A 19,225-nucleotide genomic window follows, 5' to 3' on the forward strand; every position below is an offset into this window, starting at 1 on the left:
TATTGTGGACAGATCCTCTGAAAAAGCAACCCGGAATGTCGCGAATTTTTAGGAAGATACCGAGGTTTCTGCGTGTACCCTCACAACCTGCGACCTCGCTCCCCACATCTCTCCGGGCGCCACCAACCACTACATGTGGTATGCGGAAAAACCCGCCAGTCCCAGATCTATTCCTGCCCCGGCGCCGCCGCCAGCGCGGCGCGGCCGGCCTCGGCGGCCGGCCCTTCCAGCCACAGCCGGCGTCCGTACTCCGGCCCGTCCGGATGTTCCTCGAGGTGGATGCGCAGGTCCGGCTCCGGCAGCCAGCCGCAACCGCGCTCCGGCCACTCGACCAGCCACAGCACCCCGGTGCCGTGCACCTCGCGCACGCCGAGGTACTCCAGCTCCTCCGGATCCCCCAGACGGTAGAGATCGAAATGCAGTACTCGCCGGGAATCCAGCTCGTACGGTTCGACCAGGGTATAGGTCGGGCTGCGCACCGTCCCCGCATGCCCCAGGGCCCGCAGCAGGCCGCGCACCCAGGTGGTCTTTCCCGCGCCCAGGTCGCCCTCCAGATAGACCGTGCGCAGCCCCGGCACCGTCGCCAGCGCCGCACCGGCCGCCTCGGTGGCGGCCGCATCCGGCAGTTCCACCGGGGCTCCGTCGAAGGCCGCCCGGTCAGAGGCCATCGTCGCCCCCCGCGGCGGCCGGCAGGGCCGCGATCAGATCCCCCGCCAGCATGCCGACGGTGCCCCCCAGTCGCCGCGCCGCGACGCGCCCGGCCGCCGCGTGCCAGCCGGCGGCGGTGCGCGCCGCGCCACGCGCGTCCACGCCCTGTCCGCGCAAAGCCGCGATCACGCCGGTCAGCGCATCGCCACAGCCGGGGGTGGCCATCCCCGGATGGCCGTCGGTGACACAGTCGTACGGTCCGTCATCGGTGTCGGCGATCAGCGTCCCCGCCCCCTTGAGCAGCACGGTGCCGCCAAACCGCACGACCAGCTCCCGCAGTCGCCCCGGTCGGTCGACCTCCACCGCCGCGGCATCCAGGTTCAGCAGACGCCCGGCCTCGCCGGGATGCGGCGTCAGGACCCAGTTGTCGCTGCGCCGCGGGGTCTGGGCCAGCAGGTTGAGGGCATCGGCATCCACCACCAGCGGGCGGCCGGAATCGGCCGCCGCCAGCCACAGCTCACGCCCCCACGGACCCTGATCCAGGCCGGGCCCGATGGCCACCGCGTCCGCCCGCTCCAGCCAGCGCAGCAGCTCCGGGCCTTCGCTCACCCCGCGCACCATGATCTCGGGGCGGTCACTGCACACGAAGGCGGCATGTTCGGGATGTGTCAGCAGGGTCACGCGCCCGGCCCCGGCACGCAGCGCCGCGGTCGCCGCCAGCCGCCCGGCCCCGGCGAACCCGGGAGCCCCGCCGACGATCATCACGTGGCCCGCATCACCCTTGTGGGCCCCGGCCCTCCGCCGCGGCAGACCCGCCCGCCAGTGCCCGGGACCAATGCGCCACGCCGCCGGTACGAAGCTCTGCGCCAGCGAATGCGGGAGGTCGAGTGTGGCCACGCGGACCGTGCCCGCGTAGTCCACCGCAGCCCCCGTATGCAGCCCCGGCTTGTCGGCAATGAATGTCAGGGTGCGTGTCGCCCGCGCCGCCTGCCCGCGCAGCGCGCCATTGTCGGTATCGACCCCCGAGGGCGCATCGGCCGCCAGCACCGCCCGGTCCGCACGGTTCAGCCGCTCGATCACCTCGCCGTAGACATCGGTCAGCGGACGCTGCAGACCGATACCGAACAGCGCGTCCACCCACACATCCGCAGTGGCGGGATCGAACGTCTCCAGCGGGTGGATTTCGCCCCCGCTCTCCTCCCACAGACGCCGGGCCCGCTGCCCGTCCGACTCCTCCCGCGCCCGCGAGGACCCCGCATGCAGCACCACCTCCAGTCCGGCTGCCCGCGCGCGGCGGGCCAGCACGAAACCGTCGCCGCCGTTGTTGCCGGGCCCGCAGAGCACCCCGATCCGGGTCGCTGCCGGCCAGTGCTCGCGCAGATGCTCGAGCAGCGCCGCCCCGGCCCGGTCCATCAGCTCGCCCGGCGCCATCCCGGGCAGGGCCATGGCGGTGGCATCCAGCTCGCGCATGCGCGCGGTGTCGAACAACCGCTCGCCGGGCGCGGGGCTGGCCGGGGACGGGTGTGCGGGGGCATCATTCATGTCCGTTCCTCTCCTTGCTGGCCTGTCGATCGTGCCTGACCATCCCGACCCGCGCCAATGCGCCGAACTCGCCGATCGCATCCGCCAGTGGGGGCGCGAACTCGGCTTCGCGGAACTGCGCATCGGCCCCGCGCGGGTCCCCGAGGCCGATCGCCGGCACCTGGACGCCTGGCTGGAGCGCGACTCCCACGGCGACATGCAATGGATGGCCGAGCGCGCGCCGCTGCGCCGCGACCCCGACGCCCTGGTTCCCGGGGTGCAGCGCATCATCAGCGTGCGCATGGATTACTTCCCGCCACGCACCCGCCGTCCGGCTGCCCAGCTGGCGGATCCCGAGGGCGCCTATGTCTCGCGCTATGCCCTGGGCCGTGACTACCACAAGCTGCTGCGCAAGCGACTGACCGAACTCGGCCGCCGGATCGAGGCCGAGGCACCGCACGGCTACCGCGCCTTCACCGACAGCGCGCCGGTGCTGGAGAAGGCCCTGGCGCAGCAGGCGGGGCTCGGCTGGATCGGCAAGCACACCAACCTGCTGGCCCGCGGTACCGGCTCGTGGTTCTTCCTCGGCGAACTGTTCACCGATCTGCCACTGCCGCTCGATTCCGGCCCGGCCGAGGACCACTGCGGGAGCTGCCGCGCCTGCCTGGACGTGTGCCCCACGCAGGCCTTCCGCGGCCCGCACGACCTCGACGCCCGGCGCTGCATCTCCTATCTCACCATCGAGCTGAAAGGCTCGATCCCGGAAGACCTGCGCCCGCTGATCGGCCACCGCATCTACGGCTGTGACGACTGCCAGCTGGTCTGCCCCTGGAACCGCTTCGCCGAGGTCGCGGCCGAACCGGACTTTATCGCCCGCCATGGCCTCGACAGCGCCTCGCTGGTCGAGCTGTTCGCCTGGGACGAGGCGACCTTCCTCGAACGCACCGCCGGCATGGCGATCCGCCGCATCGGCCACGAACAATGGCTGCGCAACCTCGCCGTGGGGCTCGGCAACGGTCCGGCCACCGATCAGGCGCGCGAGGCCCTGGCCGCGCGCGCCGACCACCCGTCGGCGCTGGTGCGCGAACACGTGGCCTGGGCCCGGGCACGCCTGGACGAGCGGGCCGCCGGCCGGCTCGCCGAACCGCCGGCCATCCCGGTGAAGGCGCTCACTCGCGCACCGGTCGACCCGGCCGCAAGGCCCGCCAGCATCCCCGCCCCGGAGGGCGGCACCGGACCGCCACACGAGGACCCCACGACCGGTTCCTAGGCTCCGGCCTCCGGACGGATCCAGACCAGGCTCGCGAGGCGTCCGGTGGTGCCGTCACGACGATAGGAGAAGAACCGGTCGGGGTCGCTGAAGGTGCATTCGCCGCCGCCATGCACGGCCACGCCCGCACACTGCAGGCGGTCGCGCGCCAGCGCCGCCAGATCCGCCAGCCAGTGACCGTCCCGCGCGGCCGGGCGAAAGGCCCCGGCCATCCCCGGCTGCACCGCCAGGAACCGCTCGCGCACCTCCGTGCCGACCTCGAAGGCGTCGGGGCCGATGGCCGGCCCCAGCCAGGCGTGCCAGGCCGCCTGCGGACGGGCCTCGCGCAGCGCCGCCAGCGTGGCCTCCAGGACCCCGTCCACCAGCCCGCGCCAGCCGGCATGCGCCGCCGCCACCGCCTCCCCGCCGGTGCCGGCGAACAGCACCGGCAGGCAGTCGGCCGTCTGCACCGCGCAGACCCGGCCGGGCCGGGTGGTCATCACCGCATCGGCCTCCACCGGCGCGTCGGCGGCGGCCAGTTCTTCCGCGCGCACCACTCGCGTGCCATGCACCTGTGCCGGCCAGTGCAGCTCGGCGCCGGGCACGCCCCGCGCGGCCACCGCCTGCGCCAGACGGCGCCGGTTCCCGGCCACTCGCTGCGGATCGTCCCCGGTATGCAGCGCGAGATTCAGACTGGCCCACACGCCCTCGCTGATCCCGCCGGCACGGGTGGTCTGCAGGGCCCCGACTGCGGGGGCGGCGGGCCAGTCGGGCGTGATCAGGGCCGCGTCCGGCAGCGCGTCAGCGGCGTTCATGCCTGCGCCTCCGCGTGGGCGGCATCCGCGCGCAACACCTCCAGCAGCGAGGCGAAATCCGCGGGCAGCGGCGCCTCGAAGGCCTGCGGCTCGCCCGTGGCGGGATGACGGAACTCCAGGCGCGCGGCGTGCAGCGCCTGACGCCGGAATCCGTTCACCGCCTCGCGCGCCGACTCGTCCATCCCGCGCACCGGCCGCGGCCGCCCGCCATACACCGGATCGCCCACCAGCGGGTGGCGCAGATGCGCCATGTGCACGCGGATCTGGTGGGTACGCCCGGTCTCCAGTCGCGCGTTCAGCAGGGTGTGGCCACGAAAGCGTTCCGCCACCCGGTAGTGCGTGGTCGCCGGCTTGCCCGCCGGGTTCACCGCCATGCGCTTGCGGTCCACCGGATGGCGACCCACCGGCGCATCCACCGTGCCGCCGGCGATCACCCGGCCGTGGACCAGCGCGCGGTATTCACGGTGCACGCTGCGCTCCTGCAGCTGACGCACCAGGGCGGTCTGCGCCTGCGCGTTGCGCGCGACGACCATCAGGCCGGTGGTGTCCTTGTCCAGCCGGTGCACGACCCCGGCGCGCGGCAGCACGCCGACCTCGGGCGCGTGATGCAGCAGCGCGTTGACCAGGGTTCCCTGACGATGACCCGCGGCCGGGTGCACCACCAGCCCCGCCGGCTTGTCGATCACCAGCACGTCGGCATCCTCGTACAGGATGTCCAGCTCGATGGGTTCCGGGGCATCCTCCAGCGACGGGGTCTCCGGCGGAATCAGTTCCACCGCCTCGCCACCGCGCACCGGCGTGCGCGGGCGGGGCCGGGCCCCGTCCACCCGCAGGTCGCCGGCCTTCAGCCACTGCACCAGCTGGCTGCGCGAATACTCGGGAAACGCGCGCGCCAGAGCCGCATCCAGGCGCTGCCCGGCCTCTTCCTCGGGCAGGGTTGCCCGGCGTGGTTCGCTCATGCCCTCACCCTCCGGAGGCAGGCCGCGTCAATGTTCGTCAATGGTGTAGAATCCGGATTTCATCCGCGCACAACGGTTCGCAACGAGGTTTCCGTGCTCCCAGCTTCCACCCTGCCACGCCTGTTCGTCATCCTGATTGTGGCCCTGCTCATGGCCGGCTGCGAAAGCTGGCGCGCCGATCCCACGGCCGGCTGGTCGGCCAGCCAGCTCTACAGCGAGGCCAAATCCGCCCTGGACAGCGGCAACTACAGCCAGGCCGTGGAATACTACGAGCTGCTGGAGGCCCGCTATCCGTTCGGACGCTTTGCCCAGCAGGCGCAGATCGAGATCCCTTACGCGTATTACAAGGCCGGCGAACCGGAACCCGCGCTCGCCGCGGTGGACCGCTTCGAGCAGCTCAACCCGCGTCATCCGAACCTCGATTACGCCTACTACCTGCGCGGCCTGATCAACTTCAACCGCGACCAGGGCTTCCTCAGCAACGTGTTCCCGATGGATCCCACCGAGATGGACCAGGGCCCGCTGATGGACGCCTACGAGGACTTCGACCGGCTGATCCGCACCTTCCCGGACAGCCCGTACAGTGCCGATGCGCATCCACGCATGGTATTCATCATCAACACCCTGGCCGCGAACGAGCTGCGCATTGCCGAATTCTACATGGAGCGCACCGCCTGGGTGGCCGCCGCCGAGCGCGCGCGCCACGTGCTGGCGACCTACCCCAACGCCGACGTGATGCCGCAGGCGCTGTCGGTGCTGTACCACTCCTATCGCGAGCTGGGTCTGGATGACCACGCCGACGCGACCCTGAGCGTGCTGGAACTGAACGATGCCGAGGCCGCGGTGGCGGTGCGTGGCGGCGAGCACCTGTCGGTGGAAGTGGAACGTGGCGGCCTGTGGCGCGCCTTCGAGCGCCTGCCGTTCTTCAACTGAACGGCGGCGCCCCGCGACAGACGGCCCGTCAGAGGGCTTCGCTGCCCTCCTCGCCGGTGCGGATGCGCACCACGCGATCCATGTCGGAGACAAAGATCTTGCCGTCCCCGATCTTCCCGGTGCGCGACGCCTTCACGATCGCGTCGATGCAAGCATCGACCCGATCATCGTCCACCACCAGCTCCAGCTTCACCTTGGGCAGGAAGTCGACCACGTACTCGGCCCCGCGGTAGAGCTCGGTGTGGCCCTTCTGCCGGCCGAAACCCTGGACCTCGGTGGCGGTCATCCCGGCGATGCCCATCTCGGTCAGGGCCTCGCGGACGTCTTCCAGCTTGAACGGCTTGATGATCGCCTCGATCTTCTTCATGCGAATCCCCCGGTCTGCGCCCGCGTTCGCGGGCGAATCGTGTGCGGTTGAGTGTACCAGACCACCGGCCTCATTCCGGACGGTAGCCGGAGGTGATGGGATAGCGGCGATCGCGGCCGAAGGCCCGCGGGCTGACCCGCACCCCGGGTGCGCCCTGGCGCCGCTTGTACTCGGCCCGCAGCACCATGCGCGCGACCCGCTCGACGACCTCGCGCGGATGCCCCCGGACCACGATGTCGGCCACCGAGGCCTCCTCTTCCACGAAGGCCTCCAGGATCGCGTCCAGCACGGGATAGGGCGGCAACGAGTCGGTATCCTCCTGCCCCGGCGCCAGCTCAGCGCTGGGCGGGCGTTCGATCACGCGCGCGGGAATCGCCTCGCCAAGGGTGTTGCGCCAGCGCGCCAGGCGCCAGACCCACTGCTTGGACACATCCTTCAGCGGGGCGAAGCCACCGTTCATGTCGCCGTACAGCGTGGCATACCCGACCGCCAGCTCGCTCTTGTTGCCGGTGGCCAGCAGCATGCGGCCGGTGCGGTTGGACAGGCCCATCAGGACCACCCCGCGCGAGCGGGACTGCAGGTTCTCCTCGGTCACGTCACCGGGCGCCGGCGGCACCGACGCCAGCGCACTGTCGAGCCCGCCGAGAAACGCCTGCACCATCGGCTCGATCGCCACCTCGTGGTAATCCAGCCCCAGGGTTTCGGCCTGGGCGCGGGCATCCTCGACCGACATCGACGCGGTATAGCGATAGGGCATCATCACCGCGGTGACCCGCTCCGGGCCCAGGGCATCGGTGGCCAGGGCCGCCGTCAGCCCGGAGTCGATGCCGCCGGACAGCCCCAGGATCACGCCGGGGAAACCGTTCTTGTCGACGTAGTCACGGATGCCGGTGACCAGCGCGGCGTAGAGATCCGCGACTTCCGCATCCGCGGCGTGCGCGGAACTGTCGGCCTCGGATACCGCCGCCGGCGCGGGCGGCAGCGGCGACACCCCTTCGGGCGCCACGGCCACGGGCCGGGGCCGTCCGGCGTCACCGGCCTCCAGCTCGACCAGCGCCAGCCCCTCCTGCCAGGGGTCGAGCAGGGCCTGCGGCGAGCCCTCGGGACCGGGGTGCAGAAAGCTGCGGCCATCGAACACCAGTTCGTCCTGGCCGCCCACCTGATTCACGTAGAGCACCGGGCACCCGGTCTCGGCGACCCGCGCGGCCACCACCGCAGAACGCTCCGCCGGCTTGCCGCGATGGAACGGGGAGGCATTCAGGTTGAGCAGCACGTCGGCCCCGGCGATGCGGGCATGCGCCGCCGGGGCCGGCTGCCAGATGTCCTCGCAGACCGTGACGCCCAGGCGCCAGCCACCCAGCTGGACCACGCAGGGCTCGTGCCCGGCATGGAAGTAGCGCACCTCGTCGAACACCGAGTAGTTGGGCAGGATGTGCTTGGCGTAGCTCGCGTGGATCGCACCGTTGCGCAGCCACACCGCGGCATTGGCCAGCCCTCCCTCAATGCGCCGTGGCGCGCCCACCAGCAGGTCAATGCCGATACTGGCCTCCGCCAGGCGCTCCAGCGCCGCGTCCACCGCATCCAGGAACGCGGGCCGCAGCAGCAGGTCCTCGGGCGGATAGCCGGTCAGCGCCAGCTCGGGGAACATCACCAGGTGGGCGCCTTCGGCGCGCGCCTGGTCGACGAATTCACGCATGCGCCGGGCATTCGTCTCCAGTGCCCCGACCACGGGGTTGAACTGGGCCAGGGCGATGCGTGGCGCTTGTGCGGTCATCAACGGGGGCGCCGGATCAGCGTGCGGAAGCGGTGTTCAGGGCCTGCTGCATGGCCTGACCCAGCTCGGCCGGGCTCTCCGCCACCACGGCACCGGCGCCACGCAGGGCGTCCATCTTCTGCGCGGCGGTCCCCTGCCCGCCGGCGATGATCGCCCCGGCATGCCCCATGCGCCGCCCCGGCGGGGCCGTGGCCCCGGCGATGTAGGCGGCCACCGGCTTGTCGAATTCCTCACGGATGTAGCGCGCCGCGCGTTCCTCGGCGTCACCACCGATCTCGCCGACCATCAGTACGCCGTCGGTCTCGGGGTCGTCGCGGAACATCCGCAGGCAGTCGACGAAATCCAGCCCCTGGATGGGATCGCCGCCGATGCCCACGCAGGTGCTCTGCCCCAGCCCCAGCGCGGTGGTCTGGTGCACGGCCTCGTAGGTCAGCGTGCCCGAGCGCGAGATGATGCCGATGCGCCCGCGGCTGTGGATGTAGCCGGGCATGATCCCCACCTTGCAGGCCTCCGGGGTGATGATCCCCGGGCAGTTGGGGCCGATCAGGCGGGTGCCGGTATCGGCCAGCATCTGCTTGACCCGCACCATGTCCTGCACCGGGATGCCCTCGGTGATGCACACCGCCAGTTCGATCCCGGCATCGGCCGCCTCGCAGATGGCATCGGCGGCGAACGGTGCCGGCACGTAGATCATGCTGACCGTGGCGCCGGTGGCCGCCACCGCATCGGCCACGGTGTCGAACACCGGGCGATCGAGATGGCTCTGCCCGCCCTTGCCCGGGGTCACCCCGCCCACCAGGCGGGTGCCGTAGGCGATGGCCTGCTCGGAATGGAAGCTGCCCTGCTTGCCGGTGAAGCCCTGGCAGATCACCCGGGTGTCGCGGTCGACCAGGATACTCATGCGGCGGCCTCCACCACGGCGCGCGCGGCCGCGTCCAGATCGGCGGCCGGGATCACGTCCAGGCCGGAATTCGCCAGGGCCTCGCGGCCCTGCTCGGCGTTGGTCCCCTCCAGACGCACCACTACCGGCACGTCCACCTGCACCTCGCGGATCGCGGCGATGATCCCCTCGGCGATCAGGTCGCAGCGCACGATGCCGCCGAAGATGTTCACCAGCACCGCCTGCACCGAGTCGTCGGACAGGATCAGCTTGAAGGCGGCGGTCACCCGTTCCACGGTGGTTCCGCCGCCCACGTCGAGGAAGTTGGCCGGCTCGCCGCCGTGGTGCTGGATCAGGTCCATGGTCGCCATCGCCAGACCGGCGCCATTGACCATGCAGCCGATGGAGCCGTCCAGCGGGATGTAGTTGAGGTCGTGCTCGCGGGCGCGCTCCTCGGAGGGGTCGCGCTGGTTCGGATCGCGCAGCTCGACCAGCGCCGCCTGCCGGTAGGCGGCGGAGTCGTCCAGGCTCAGCTTGGCATCCAGCGCCAGCAGCTCGCCGTCCCCGGTCTGCACCAGCGGGTTGATCTCCAGCAGCTGGGCATCCGTGCGGGTGAACAGGGCATGGGTGTTGGTCGCCAGCTGGGCCATCGCCTTCGCGGCCGCGCCCTCCAGCCCCAGGGCCGCGGCGATGCGCCGGCCGTGGAACGGCATGATCCCGGTCGCCGGGTGCACCGGCAGGGTCAGGATCGCCTCCGGGCGCTCGGCGGCCAGGGTCTCGATGTCCATGCCGCCCTCGGCGGAGACCACGAAGGTCAGGCACTCCCGCGAGCGATCGACCAGCAGGGCAAAGTAGAACTCGCGTGCGATGTCGGCCGCCGGTTCCAGCAGCACCCGCTCCACCGGCTGCCCCTCGGGCGCGTTCTGGTCAGTCACCAGACGCGTGCCGAGCATATCGGCCGCCGCATCCCGCGCGGCCTCGGCGTCCTCCACCAGGGTCACCCCGCCGGCCTTGCCGCGACCGCCGCTGTGCACCTGCGCCTTGACCAGCGCACGCCCCCCGCCCAGCTCGCGCCAGGCGTGCGCGGCAGCGTCCGCCGTGTCGACGACCCGGCCCTCGGGCACCGGGATCCCGGCGTCGCGAAACGCCGCCTTGGCCTGAAATTCGTGCAGATTCATGGCGGCGAGGATAGCGGCGCGCCACCGTGGCGACAACTGCCGGGGCCCGCAGCGGGCGGGTGGCCGGATCGGGTAGACTGCGCGGCTTCACGCATACCCGCGACGATGCCGCATGACCCTGGCCCTGTTCGATCTCGACAATACCCTGCTCGCCGGCGACAGCGATCACGCCTGGAACGAGACCCTGATCGCCCGCGGGGCGGTGGACCGCGAGTCCTTTGCCGCGGGGAATGATCGGTTCTACGAGCAGTACCTGGCCGGCACGCTGGACATCTTCGAGTTCTGCCGCTTCGCCTTCGCCCCGCTGGCGGAGCAGCCCCGCGAGCGGCTGGAGGCGTGGCGCGAGGCCTTCATGCAGGAGGTCATCGAGCCGATGATCGCACCGGCCGCCCACGCGCTGCTGCAGCGCCACCGCGAGGCCGGCGACGAGCTGGTGATCATCACGGCGACCAACCAGTTCGTCACCGCCCCGATCGCGCAGCGCCTGGGGGTACCGAATCTGCTGGCCACCATCGCCGAGGAACGCGACGGCCGCTTTACCGGCGAGGTCGCCGGCACGCCCTGCTTTCAGCATGGCAAGGTGGATCGTCTGCACGCCTTCCTCGCCGACCACCACGACGATCCCGACGCGGTGATGGCGCAGGCCTGTTTCTACAGCGACTCGCGCAACGACATCCCGCTGCTGGAACGGGTGGGCCGGCCGGTGGCCGTGGACCCGGACCCGACCCTGGACGCACACGCCCGGGAACAGGGGTGGGAACGCCTGACCCTGCGGGCCGGGGCGCAGCCGGTCGCACTGGACTGAGGCCGCCGCCCGCCCGGGCAGGCCGTCAGGCCGGGTTGAACACGCCGTCCAGCGCGGCCAGACGCTGGCCCGCCGGGGTCAGGGCGCGGCCGGCCTCGTTCATCGCCGCGCGCCAGCCGGCGATCAGCTCGGGCAGGGCCTCGACCACCTGACGGCGCCGCAGCCGCCCGGTGCCGGACATCGGCCACATCGGCCGGTAGTCGCAGTTGTCGGCCGCATCGCAGACCATCACGCCCCATTCGCACCGGGTCACGTCGTGCTCGTGTTCGCGCACCACGATGCGGTAGGCCCCTTCGGCGTTCATGTCCGCCATGCCCACCCCGGGCCCGACGTGCTCCACCTGCAGTTCGGCGGCGATCGCGTTCAGCTCCGCCTCCAGCGCCTGCAGGGCGTTGTCCGCCGCGGCGGTCAGCCCCGACTCTCCGCGCGCCACCGCCAGCAGCGGCTGCGCCTGTTCCACATCGAACTCCGTGCTCATGCTGCGTACACTCCCCTGCTGAAATGGCATGCCCCGGTCCGCGGGGCGCGCGAACCATAGCACGGGAGACCGCGAGATGACCCATCCCCCCATCGCCCTGACCATCGCCGGTTCGGACCCCGGGGGCGGCGCCGGCCTGCAGGCGGACCTGACGACCTTCACCCGGCTGGGGGTGCACGGGGCCACGGCGGTCACCGCCATCACCGTGCAGGACACCCGCAACGTGATCGACTTCAGCGTGCTGCCGGCCGCCCGGCTGCGCGCGCAGATCGAGGCCACGCTGGCGGACCTGGACGTCGGCGCGATCAAGATCGGCATGCTCGGCTCGGTGGAGAACGTGGAAACCGCCGCCGCGCTGCTGGGCGCGCACCCGCATATCCCGGCGGTGCTCGACCCGGTGATGGTCGCCGGCGGCGGGGGCGAACTGGCGACCGAGGCGGTGATCGACGCGACCCGCGAGATCCTGCTCCCGCGCGCCACCCTGATCACCCCCAACGGTCCGGAGGCGCACGCTCTGGCCGGGCATGACACCCCGGAGCGCCAGGGCCCGGCCCTGCGCGAACGCGGCGCGCGCAACGTGCTGATCACCGGTGGCCACGAGGGCGGCGAGGACGAGCCGATCCGCAACCGGCTGTTCCGCGAGGACGGCCACCAGCGGATGTTCGAACTGCCGCGCCACCCGGCCGGTTTCCACGGTTCCGGCTGCACCCTGGCCGCGGCCATCGCCGCCTTCCTCGCCCGCGGGCGCGACCTGGAACCGGCGGTGATCGAGGCACAGAACTTCATGAACCACGCGGTGCAGACCGGCTACGCCCCCGGACAGGGGCAGCACGTGCCCAACCGCCTGTGCCCGACCGGCCATGACTGAAGCCACGACCGAGCCGGTAGCCGAGCGCGCGCCCCTGCGCGGGCTGTATTTCGTCACGCCCGCCCCGCCGCCCGGGGCCGATCCGCTGGCGGCCCACACCGGCGCGGCCGCCGCCGCGCTGGCCGGCGGGGCCTGCTGCGTACAGCTGCGCGACAAATACCTGGAAGGGGAAGAACAGGAGACCGTGGCGCGGGCACTGGCCGGCCAGTGCCGGGAGTCCGGGGCCCTGTTCATCGTCAACGACGACGTGGAGCTCGCCGCGTGCGTCGGCGCCGACGGGGTGCACCTGGGGCGCGACGACCCCGACCCGGCCGGGGCCCGTGCCCGTCTGGGGGACGCGGCGGTGATCGGCGTGTCCTGCTACAACGAGCTGGCGCGCGCGCGGGCGGCGCAGGCGGCCGGGGCCGATTACGTCGCCTTCGGCTCGATGTTCCCGTCACCGACCAAGCCGGAGGCGGTGCGGGCCACCCCGGAACTGATCCGCCAGGCCCGACGCGAACTTACCGTGGCGATCTGCGCGATCGGCGGCATTACCGCGGACAACGCCGCGCAGGTGGTGGCCGCCGGCGCCGACATGGTCGCGGTGATCCAGGGCATCAGCGCCGCCCCCGACCCCGAGGCCGCCGCCCGCCGCATCGCCGCACTGTTCCGCACGACCTAGCGCCTCTTTGCACCGCCGCCGCCCCGTCGCTATGGTTGCGGGGTTGCACGGTCGGGGTCGCGGTCGCGGCCCCGACCCCGCTCCCAACTCCCATTGCAGACAGGACACCGCCATGCAGGAAACGCTTCGCCTCTTTGAAGCCGCCAAAAACCGGATCCCCGGCGGCGTGAACTCCCCGGTACGCGCCTTCAAGGGCGTCGGCGGGACCCCCATCTTCATGGACCGCGCCAACGGCGCCTACATGTGGGATGCCGACGGCAAGCGCTATATCGACTACATCGGCTCCTGGGGTCCGATGGTCGCCGGGCACGCCCACCCCGAGGTGATCGAGGCCGTGCGCGAGGCCTGCAACAACGGCCTGTCCTTCGGCTGCCCGACGCGGCTGGAAAGCGAGATGGCCGAGAAGATGTGCGAGCTGGTCCCGTCCATGGACATGGTGCGCATGACCAACTCGGGCTCCGAGGCGACCATGAGCGCGATCCGCCTGGCGCGCGGCTATACCGGCCGCGACCGCATCGTGAAGTTCGAGGGCAACTACCACGGCCACGGCGATTCCCTGCTGGTGAAGGCCGGCTCCGGCGCCCTGACCCTCGGCCAGCCGAGCTCGCCCGGCGTGCCGGCCGAACTGGCGGCGCTGACCAGCACGCTCAGCTACAACGACCCCGAGGGCGTGCGCGAGTTCTTCCGCGAGAAGGGCGAGGAGGTCGCCTGCATCATCGTCGAGCCGATCGCCGGGAACATGAACTGCATCCCGCCGGTGCCGGGCTTCCTCGAGACCCTGCGCGAGGTGTGCGACGAATACGGCACGGTGCTGATCTTCGACGAGGTGATGACCGGTTTCCGCGTGTCCGCGAATTGCGCCCAGGGCTATCTGGGCGTCACCCCGGACCTGACCACCCTGGGCAAGATCATCGGCGGCGGCATGCCGGTGGGCGCCTTCGGCGGCCGCCGCGAGATCATGGAGCAGCTGTCCCCGCTGGGGCCGATCTATCAGGCCGGTACCCTGTCCGGGAACCCGATCGCGATGACCGCCGGGATCCGCACCCTGGACATCCTCAGCCGCCCGGGCTTCCATCAGGACCTGGAGGAACGCACGCGCAAGGTCGTCGCGGGCTTCGAGGAGGCCGCGCGCGAGGCCGGCGTGGCCCTGACCACCAATCAGGTCCCGGGCATGTTCGGGCTGTTCTTCAGCGAGGAGAAGGTCACCGATTTCGCCGGCACCACCGCCAGCGACACCGCGGCCTTCGGGCGCTTCTTCCACGCGATGCTGGAAGAAGGGGTCTATCTCGCGCCCTCGGCCTTCGAGGCCGGTTTCATGTCCAGCGCGCACTCCGACGCGGACATCGAGGCCACCGTCGAGGCCGCACGCAAGTGCTTCAAGGCGCTGGACGCCTGAGCGTCACGCCCCGGCGGGTCGGCACCGATGCGCGGACCTGTCGCCCTGAGCGTGGCCGGGCTGGCCCTTCTGGCGCTGGCCTGGGTCGCGCTGAGCGGGGCCTTTCAGGGCCTGGCCAAAGACTTCGAGGGTCCGGGCAGCACCGAGGTGGAGATCCCGCGCGCCGGTGACTATCGCCTGTGGCTGTACACCCGGACCTACCTCGACGGGACCTTCCGCGAGTTCCCCGAGCAACTTCCGGACGGAACCCGGGTCGTCGCCCGGACGCCGGACGGGGACGAAGCCATCCGGCTGCAGTCATCGCGGGCCACCCTGACGTACACCTCCGGACAGACCGAACGGGTAGCCCTGGGACGCTTCCACTTCCCGGAACCGGGGACGTACACGATCCTCGCGGAAGGGATGGAAGACGCGCATGCCTTCACCCTCCGCGAGGTGCGCTTCCTCGAGCACGCCCGGCGTGCCGCCCTGTTCGGGATCCCCGGCGTGGTGATGTTCCTCGCGGGTATCGTCTGGGGCATCGTGGTCGCCACTTCCGGACGCCGCGACGAGGAACCCGGTTCGTGACGCCCGCTGACGCCCCCCGGCCATGCACCTGATCGACGCGCTGGCGGCCACGCCCGCCGGGCTGGCCGTGCTGTTCGTGGTCCTGGGCCTGATCACCGGCATCCCGGCCGGGCTGTTCGGGATCGGTGGCGGGCTGGTGCTGGTGCCGGTGTTCGTCGCGGTCTTCACCGTACTGGGCTTTCCCGAGGCGGGGCTGGTGCAGCTGGCGGTGGGCTCGTCACTGGGGGCGATCATCCCCACCGCGCTGCTGTCGGCGCGGGCCCACCACCGCCGTGGCGGGGTGGACGGCCAGGCCGTGCGCCGGCTGCTGCCGGGGATCATCGGCGGGGCCCTGCTGGGCGCCGGCCTGGCCACCCAGCTCGACAGCGACCACCTCGGGCGGATCTTCGGCGCCTTCGAGGTCGCGATCGGTCTCTGGATGCTGTTCAACGTTCAACCGCCCCGCAAGCCAGTCCCGCGCCGCGGCGTGTGGCTGGGCGGGGGCGGCCTGATCGGTGCGGTATCCGCACTGATCGGGATCGGCGGCGGCACCCTGACCACCCCCTTCCTGGTCAGCCAGGGGCTGGAACTGCGCCGCGCCATCGGTTCGGCCGCGGCCCTCGGGGTGCCCATCTCCATCGGCGCGACCCTGGTGTTTGCCCTGCCGCAATGGACCGCCGGCGAGCCGGCCACCCCGGAATGGAGCCTGGGGTATCTCTACCTGCCGGCCATTGCCGGGGTGGTCGCGGGTACCGCCATCAGCGTACGCGCCGGGGTCTGGCTGGCGCACCATCTGCCGGTCGCGGTGCTGCGCCGCGGCTTCGCCGGGGTGCTGATCCTCGCCGGCCTGCTGATGCTCCTGCGCTGACTCCGCCCCGAGGTGCAGGATACCCCCCTTGTGGGAGCGCAGCCCTCTGCGCGATGCGGCGCGGCAGCGCCGCCTCCCGCCCTGTGGATCCCCCGGACCGCGGGAAGCCTCCCCTCTGGCCGACCGGGGCTCAGCCGTTCGGCGAGGTGATGCCGGTGAGGATCGCGGTCACCCCCAGCACGGCAGCGATCAGCACGCCTTCAACCGCGATGCTGCGCCGCAGGCGCCGGGGTGCCGTGCTGTCACCCCGCGAGAATGCCGGCACCAGGCGCCACTTGTTCAGCGCGGCCAGCAGCAGGAGCAGCGCCACCAGCAGCACCTTGGCGAGCAGGAACTGTCCCCAGGCGGTAGTGAACAGGGGTGTCACGCCGCCCGCCAGCAGCACCGCCAGGACCGCGCCCGCAAGCACCAGCAGGCCCACCGCAAACAATGCGATACGCCCGAAACGGTCGAGGATGCGGGCGGCCGCCGGATCCGCGGCGGGTTGTCCCGCCAGGCGATAAAGCGGCCACAGGGATCCGATCCAGAACGCGGCCGCCAGCAGGTGCAGGATCAGCAGGCCGCCCAGCAGCACGCGCGGTTCGCCGGCCGTATGCCCGACCTGCACGAAGGCAAGCATCACCAGCAGGACGCCACCCAGGCTCAGGCCGTTCCCCACCCCCGGAAGCCGCCGGGCATCCAGCAGGATCGCCTGCACCAGCAGCAGGCCGCTCACGGCCAGCACCAGCCGGGTTCCCTGCGCCCCTTCGAACACCATGCCCAGCAGCGCCGGATCGAACGCGGCGGACACATTCCCGCCCCCGAGATACCCCGCCTGCAATGGCCACTTGACCAGGACCAGCGCAATCGCGACCCAGGCCGCGATCGCACCCGTACGGCTGGCCGCCCGCCGCTCCGGATCAGGCAGACCCGGAAACGCCAGGCGAAACAGCACCGCCCCGGCCGCCAGGAGGGCGCCGGCATGGAATCCGGCCGTCACCAGCATCAGGGCGACGGTCCAGGCATCCACACCGGCCAGTGCAGACAGCCAGGCCACCGCTCAGTCTTCCACGGTAAAGCGGAAGGTGTCGGACATCATGTGTCCGTCACGGGCCAGACCGCGCCAGCGGACTTCATAGCTGCCGGGCTCCATCGAGCCGGCCGGCCGCACGCGGTATTCCTCGGTCGGCTCATTGCCCGGCTGGTTCTCAAGGGAGACCCGACCCTGCGGGCCGGTCACGTCGAACTGGGTGATGCGCATCGCGCCATCGAAGTGGATCCCGATCTCCTCGGGGGTGCCCTGGACCGTGGAGCCATCATCGGGCACCTGCCCCATCTCGCCTTCGTGGGCCAGTAACGGGGTGGCAACAGCCAGAAGCAGGGCCGCAAGGCCGGACAGCAGGGTGTTGCGCGTGATCATCGTCATGATTCCATCCTTTTCGTTGTTCAGGTGCAGTCGTGTCGTGTCAGCGTCCGCCGGCCACAGGCCACCGGGGGACGCCTTGCAGCGTCCCCGGCCGCCCGCGCCGGTGGAAACTCAGTGGTTGTGGCCGCCGTGTCCTCCGTGGTCCCCGTGGCCTCCGTGACCGTGATGCCCGTGTGCATCGCGGCTGGGGGTCGGGAGCCCGTCGGAATCCGCATCCGCGACCTTGCCGCGACGTACCGGGCTGCCGAAGTCGGGGTCGTCGCTTACCTTGTGGGCCACCTCCCCGTCCGGGTGCCAGTACCAGCCCGGGTCACGGAAGTCCCCGGGCTCGAGGTCGTCGCGAACCTTGATCAGGGTGAACATGCCGCCCATGCCAATGTTGCCGAACGGCCCGTGGCCCATGCCCATCGCCAGGGTGTTTTCCGGGCCCGGCATGTGGCCACCGTCGGTGTGGTCCTGGTGATCCGCCATGCCGTGCTCGCCCATGGCCATGTAGCCCGGCAGGATGCTGCGGATCTCTTCCTCGATCCCGGACTGATCGACCCCCAGCGGGTTGGCGATGCCGTGCCCCATCGGGTTCATGGTGTGGTGGGTCATGTGGCAGTGGAACGCCCAGTCACCCGGGGGTGCGATGAACTCGATATCGCGGGTCTGGCCGACCGCGACGATCTCGGTGGTCTCCTTGCGCCACTGCTCGCGCGGCCAGCGCCCGCCATCGGAACCGGTGACCTCGAACGACACCCCGTGCACATGCATCGGGTGGTTCCACATCGACAGGTTGCCCATGCGGATGCGCACCCGCTCGCCGGTCTTCGCCACCAGCGAGTCGATGGCAGGGAACACCTTCGAATTCATCGACCACAGGTCGAAATCGACCATGATCGACGGGTCCGGCGTGCGCGTGCCCGGGTGCAGGCCCCAGTTGTGCAGCAGGATCGCGTAGTCGCGGTCCACCGGCTCGATCTCGCCGTCCTTCGGGTGGATGATGAACATCCCCATCATGCCCATCGCCATCTGCACCATCTCGTCGGCATGCGGGTGGTACATGTGCGTGCCGTGCTGGTTCAGCTCGAACTCGTAGACGAAGGTCTCCCCTGGGTGGATCGGCGGCTGGGTCACACCCTTCACCCCGTCCATGCCCGAAGGCAGATGGATGCCGTGCCAGTGCACCGAGGTGTATTCCGGCAGGCGGTTGGTCACGTAGATGCGAACCTTGTCGCCCTCCACCGCCTCGATGGTCGGCCCCGGGGTGGTGCCGTTATAGCCCCAGCACTTGGCCACCGAACCGGGCGCGAACTCGTGCTCGATCTCCTCGGCGACCAGGTGGAACTCCTTCACCCCGTTGTTCATCTCGTACGGCAGGGTCCAGCCGTTCGGCGTGTGCACCGGCATGTAGCCCTGTTCGGTGCGCTCGCCGGGCGTGGCGTCGCCCTCGTTGTGGTGCTCGTGACCCGTTTCGGCCATCACCCGGGTCAGGGTGGTTGCCGGCAGCATTGCCGCGCCGGCGGCCAGCAGGAAATTACGCCGTTTCATCAGTGATGCCCTCCGTGACCGTTGTCGCCGTGGTCACCGTGATCGCCATGGTCGTGATCCTCGTGATCTCCGTGATCTCCGTGATCTCCGTGATCTCCGTGGTCCCCGTGGTCCCCGTGGTCCCCGTGGTCCCCGTGGTCCCCGTGGTCACCGTGGTCCCCGTGGTCCCCGTGGTCCCCGTGGTCCCCGTGGTCACCGTGGTCACCGTGGTCACCGTGGTCGCGGTCCATCGCGGACGGATCATGTTCGAGACCGTCGGTTTCAAGGTACCCCTCGTCACCCGGCGCCCCGCCCGGCAGTTCACCGGCCACGGTAAAGGTCAGATCCACCCGGGCCCGCCA

The 19,225-nt window shown here is 71.2% G+C and carries 20 protein-coding genes and 1 pseudogene; 8 read left to right on the forward strand and 13 right to left on the reverse strand.

The features are described from left to right. Positions 1–167: 167 nt before the first annotated feature. Together tsaE and C998_RS0108085 are read right to left on the reverse strand one after the other, a co-directional pair. A complete protein-coding gene (gene tsaE, locus C998_RS0108080) occupies positions 168–632 on the reverse strand; it encodes a tRNA (adenosine(37)-N6)-threonylcarbamoyltransferase complex ATPase subunit type 1 TsaE (protein WP_018870356.1) in 465 nt (154 codons plus the stop codon). Positions 633–657: 25 nt separating this feature from the next. Next, entirely contained in the window at positions 658–2,190 is a 1,533-nt protein-coding gene (locus tag C998_RS0108085) for a bifunctional ADP-dependent NAD(P)H-hydrate dehydratase/NAD(P)H-hydrate epimerase (protein ID WP_018870357.1), read from the reverse strand. Here C998_RS0108085 and queG point away from each other — a divergent pair. After that, positions 2,189–3,439 carry a tRNA epoxyqueuosine(34) reductase QueG gene (gene queG, locus C998_RS0108090; protein WP_018870358.1) on the forward strand — a complete coding sequence of 417 codons (1,251 nt, stop codon included), beginning with the start codon at positions 2,189–2,191 and terminating at the stop codon, positions 3,437–3,439. The genes C998_RS0108085 and queG overlap by 2 nt on opposite strands. Here the strand turns inward: queG and pgeF are convergent. Beyond that, the gene (gene pgeF / locus C998_RS0108095) at positions 3,436–4,233 is read right to left on the reverse strand and encodes a peptidoglycan editing factor PgeF (RefSeq protein ID WP_018870359.1); all 798 of its coding nucleotides are present in this window, start codon (positions 4,231–4,233) and stop codon (positions 3,436–3,438) included. The genes queG and pgeF overlap by 4 nt on opposite strands. After that, positions 4,230–5,192, reverse strand: a complete 963-nt coding sequence (rluD, locus tag C998_RS0108100) for a 23S rRNA pseudouridine(1911/1915/1917) synthase RluD (protein ID WP_018870360.1) — start codon at positions 5,190–5,192, stop codon at positions 4,230–4,232. Before rluD ends, pgeF begins: the two co-directional genes overlap by 4 nt. 30 nt (positions 5,193–5,222) lie before the next feature. Between rluD and C998_RS0108105 the strand changes: the two genes are divergently transcribed. Further along, complete coding sequence (locus C998_RS0108105) at positions 5,223–6,125, forward strand: outer membrane protein assembly factor BamD (protein ID WP_018870361.1); 903 nt, start codon at positions 5,223–5,225, stop codon at positions 6,123–6,125. 28 nt (positions 6,126–6,153) lie between these two features. On the opposite strand, the gene C998_RS0108110 is transcribed toward C998_RS0108105, so the two are convergent. The 4 genes from C998_RS0108110 to sucC all read right to left on the reverse strand — a co-directional run bounded on the left by C998_RS0108110 (position 6,154) and on the right by sucC (position 10,324). Continuing rightward, positions 6,154–6,492 carry a P-II family nitrogen regulator gene (locus tag C998_RS0108110; protein WP_018870362.1) on the reverse strand — a complete coding sequence of 113 codons (339 nt, stop codon included), beginning with the start codon at positions 6,490–6,492 and terminating at the stop codon, positions 6,154–6,156. A 70-nt stretch (positions 6,493–6,562) separates the two neighbouring features. Then, on the reverse strand, positions 6,563–8,266 hold the full coding sequence (locus C998_RS0108115; protein WP_018870363.1) for an NAD+ synthase: 1,704 nt from the start codon (positions 8,264–8,266) through the stop codon (positions 6,563–6,565). A gap of 16 nt (positions 8,267–8,282) precedes the next feature. Next, a complete protein-coding gene (sucD, locus tag C998_RS0108120) occupies positions 8,283–9,167 on the reverse strand; it encodes a succinate--CoA ligase subunit alpha (protein WP_018870364.1) in 885 nt (294 codons plus the stop codon). Then, the gene (sucC, locus tag C998_RS0108125) at positions 9,164–10,324 is read right to left on the reverse strand and encodes an ADP-forming succinate--CoA ligase subunit beta (RefSeq protein WP_018870365.1); all 1,161 of its coding nucleotides are present in this window, start codon (positions 10,322–10,324) and stop codon (positions 9,164–9,166) included. Before sucC ends, sucD begins: the two co-directional genes overlap by 4 nt. 112 nt (positions 10,325–10,436) lie before the next feature. On the opposite strand from sucC, the gene C998_RS0108130 reads away from it, so the two are divergent. Further along, positions 10,437–11,129: an HAD family phosphatase gene (locus C998_RS0108130; protein WP_018870366.1), complete on the forward strand. Its 693-nt coding sequence runs from the start codon at positions 10,437–10,439 to the stop codon at positions 11,127–11,129. 25 nt (positions 11,130–11,154) lie between these two features. Here C998_RS0108130 and C998_RS0108135 read toward each other — a convergent pair whose 3' ends face one another. Beyond that, positions 11,155–11,607, reverse strand: a complete 453-nt coding sequence (locus C998_RS0108135) for a hypothetical protein (RefSeq protein WP_018870367.1) — start codon at positions 11,605–11,607, stop codon at positions 11,155–11,157. A 76-nt stretch (positions 11,608–11,683) separates the two neighbouring features. On the opposite strand from C998_RS0108135, the gene thiD reads away from it, so the two are divergent. The 5 genes from thiD to C998_RS0108160 all read left to right on the forward strand — a co-directional run bounded on the left by thiD (position 11,684) and on the right by C998_RS0108160 (position 15,946). Further along, positions 11,684–12,475 carry a bifunctional hydroxymethylpyrimidine kinase/phosphomethylpyrimidine kinase gene (gene thiD / locus C998_RS0108140; RefSeq protein ID WP_018870368.1) on the forward strand — a complete coding sequence of 264 codons (792 nt, stop codon included), beginning with the start codon at positions 11,684–11,686 and terminating at the stop codon, positions 12,473–12,475. Then, positions 12,468–13,136, forward strand: coding sequence for a thiamine phosphate synthase (gene thiE, locus C998_RS0108145; protein ID WP_018870369.1), 669 nt, complete (start codon positions 12,468–12,470; stop codon positions 13,134–13,136). Before thiD ends, thiE begins: the two co-directional genes overlap by 8 nt. Before the next feature lie 112 nt (positions 13,137–13,248). Next, the gene (hemL, locus tag C998_RS0108150; protein WP_018870370.1) at positions 13,249–14,532 is read left to right on the forward strand and encodes a glutamate-1-semialdehyde 2,1-aminomutase; all 1,284 of its coding nucleotides are present in this window, start codon (positions 13,249–13,251) and stop codon (positions 14,530–14,532) included. A 27-nt stretch (positions 14,533–14,559) separates the two neighbouring features. Then, the gene (locus C998_RS0108155) at positions 14,560–15,099 is read left to right on the forward strand and encodes a hypothetical protein (protein ID WP_018870371.1); all 540 of its coding nucleotides are present in this window, start codon (positions 14,560–14,562) and stop codon (positions 15,097–15,099) included. Positions 15,100–15,121: 22 nt separating this feature from the next. Beyond that, positions 15,122–15,946, forward strand: coding sequence for a sulfite exporter TauE/SafE family protein (locus tag C998_RS0108160; protein ID WP_018870372.1), 825 nt, complete (start codon positions 15,122–15,124; stop codon positions 15,944–15,946). A 130-nt stretch (positions 15,947–16,076) separates the two neighbouring features. Here C998_RS0108160 and C998_RS0108165 read toward each other — a convergent pair whose 3' ends face one another. The 4 genes and pseudogenes from C998_RS0108165 to C998_RS14480 form a co-directional block, all read right to left on the reverse strand. Next, positions 16,077–16,982: a CopD family protein gene (locus C998_RS0108165; RefSeq protein WP_018870373.1), complete on the reverse strand. Its 906-nt coding sequence runs from the start codon at positions 16,980–16,982 to the stop codon at positions 16,077–16,079. A gap of 3 nt (positions 16,983–16,985) precedes the next feature. Next, positions 16,986–17,354, reverse strand: coding sequence for a copper resistance CopC family protein (locus C998_RS0108170; RefSeq protein WP_026279540.1), 369 nt, complete (start codon positions 17,352–17,354; stop codon positions 16,986–16,988). A 108-nt stretch (positions 17,355–17,462) separates the two neighbouring features. Next, positions 17,463–18,884, reverse strand: coding sequence for a multicopper oxidase family protein (locus C998_RS0108175; protein WP_018870375.1), 1,422 nt, complete (start codon positions 18,882–18,884; stop codon positions 17,463–17,465). Further along, positions 18,884–19,225: pseudogene (locus C998_RS14480) on the reverse strand (transporter); the annotation flags it as partial. The pseudogene C998_RS14480 and the gene C998_RS0108175, both read right to left, overlap by 1 nt.

The organism is Thioalkalivibrio sp. ALgr3 (genome assembly GCF_000377325.1).
Classification (GTDB): Bacteria; Pseudomonadota; Gammaproteobacteria; order Ectothiorhodospirales; family Ectothiorhodospiraceae; genus Thioalkalivibrio.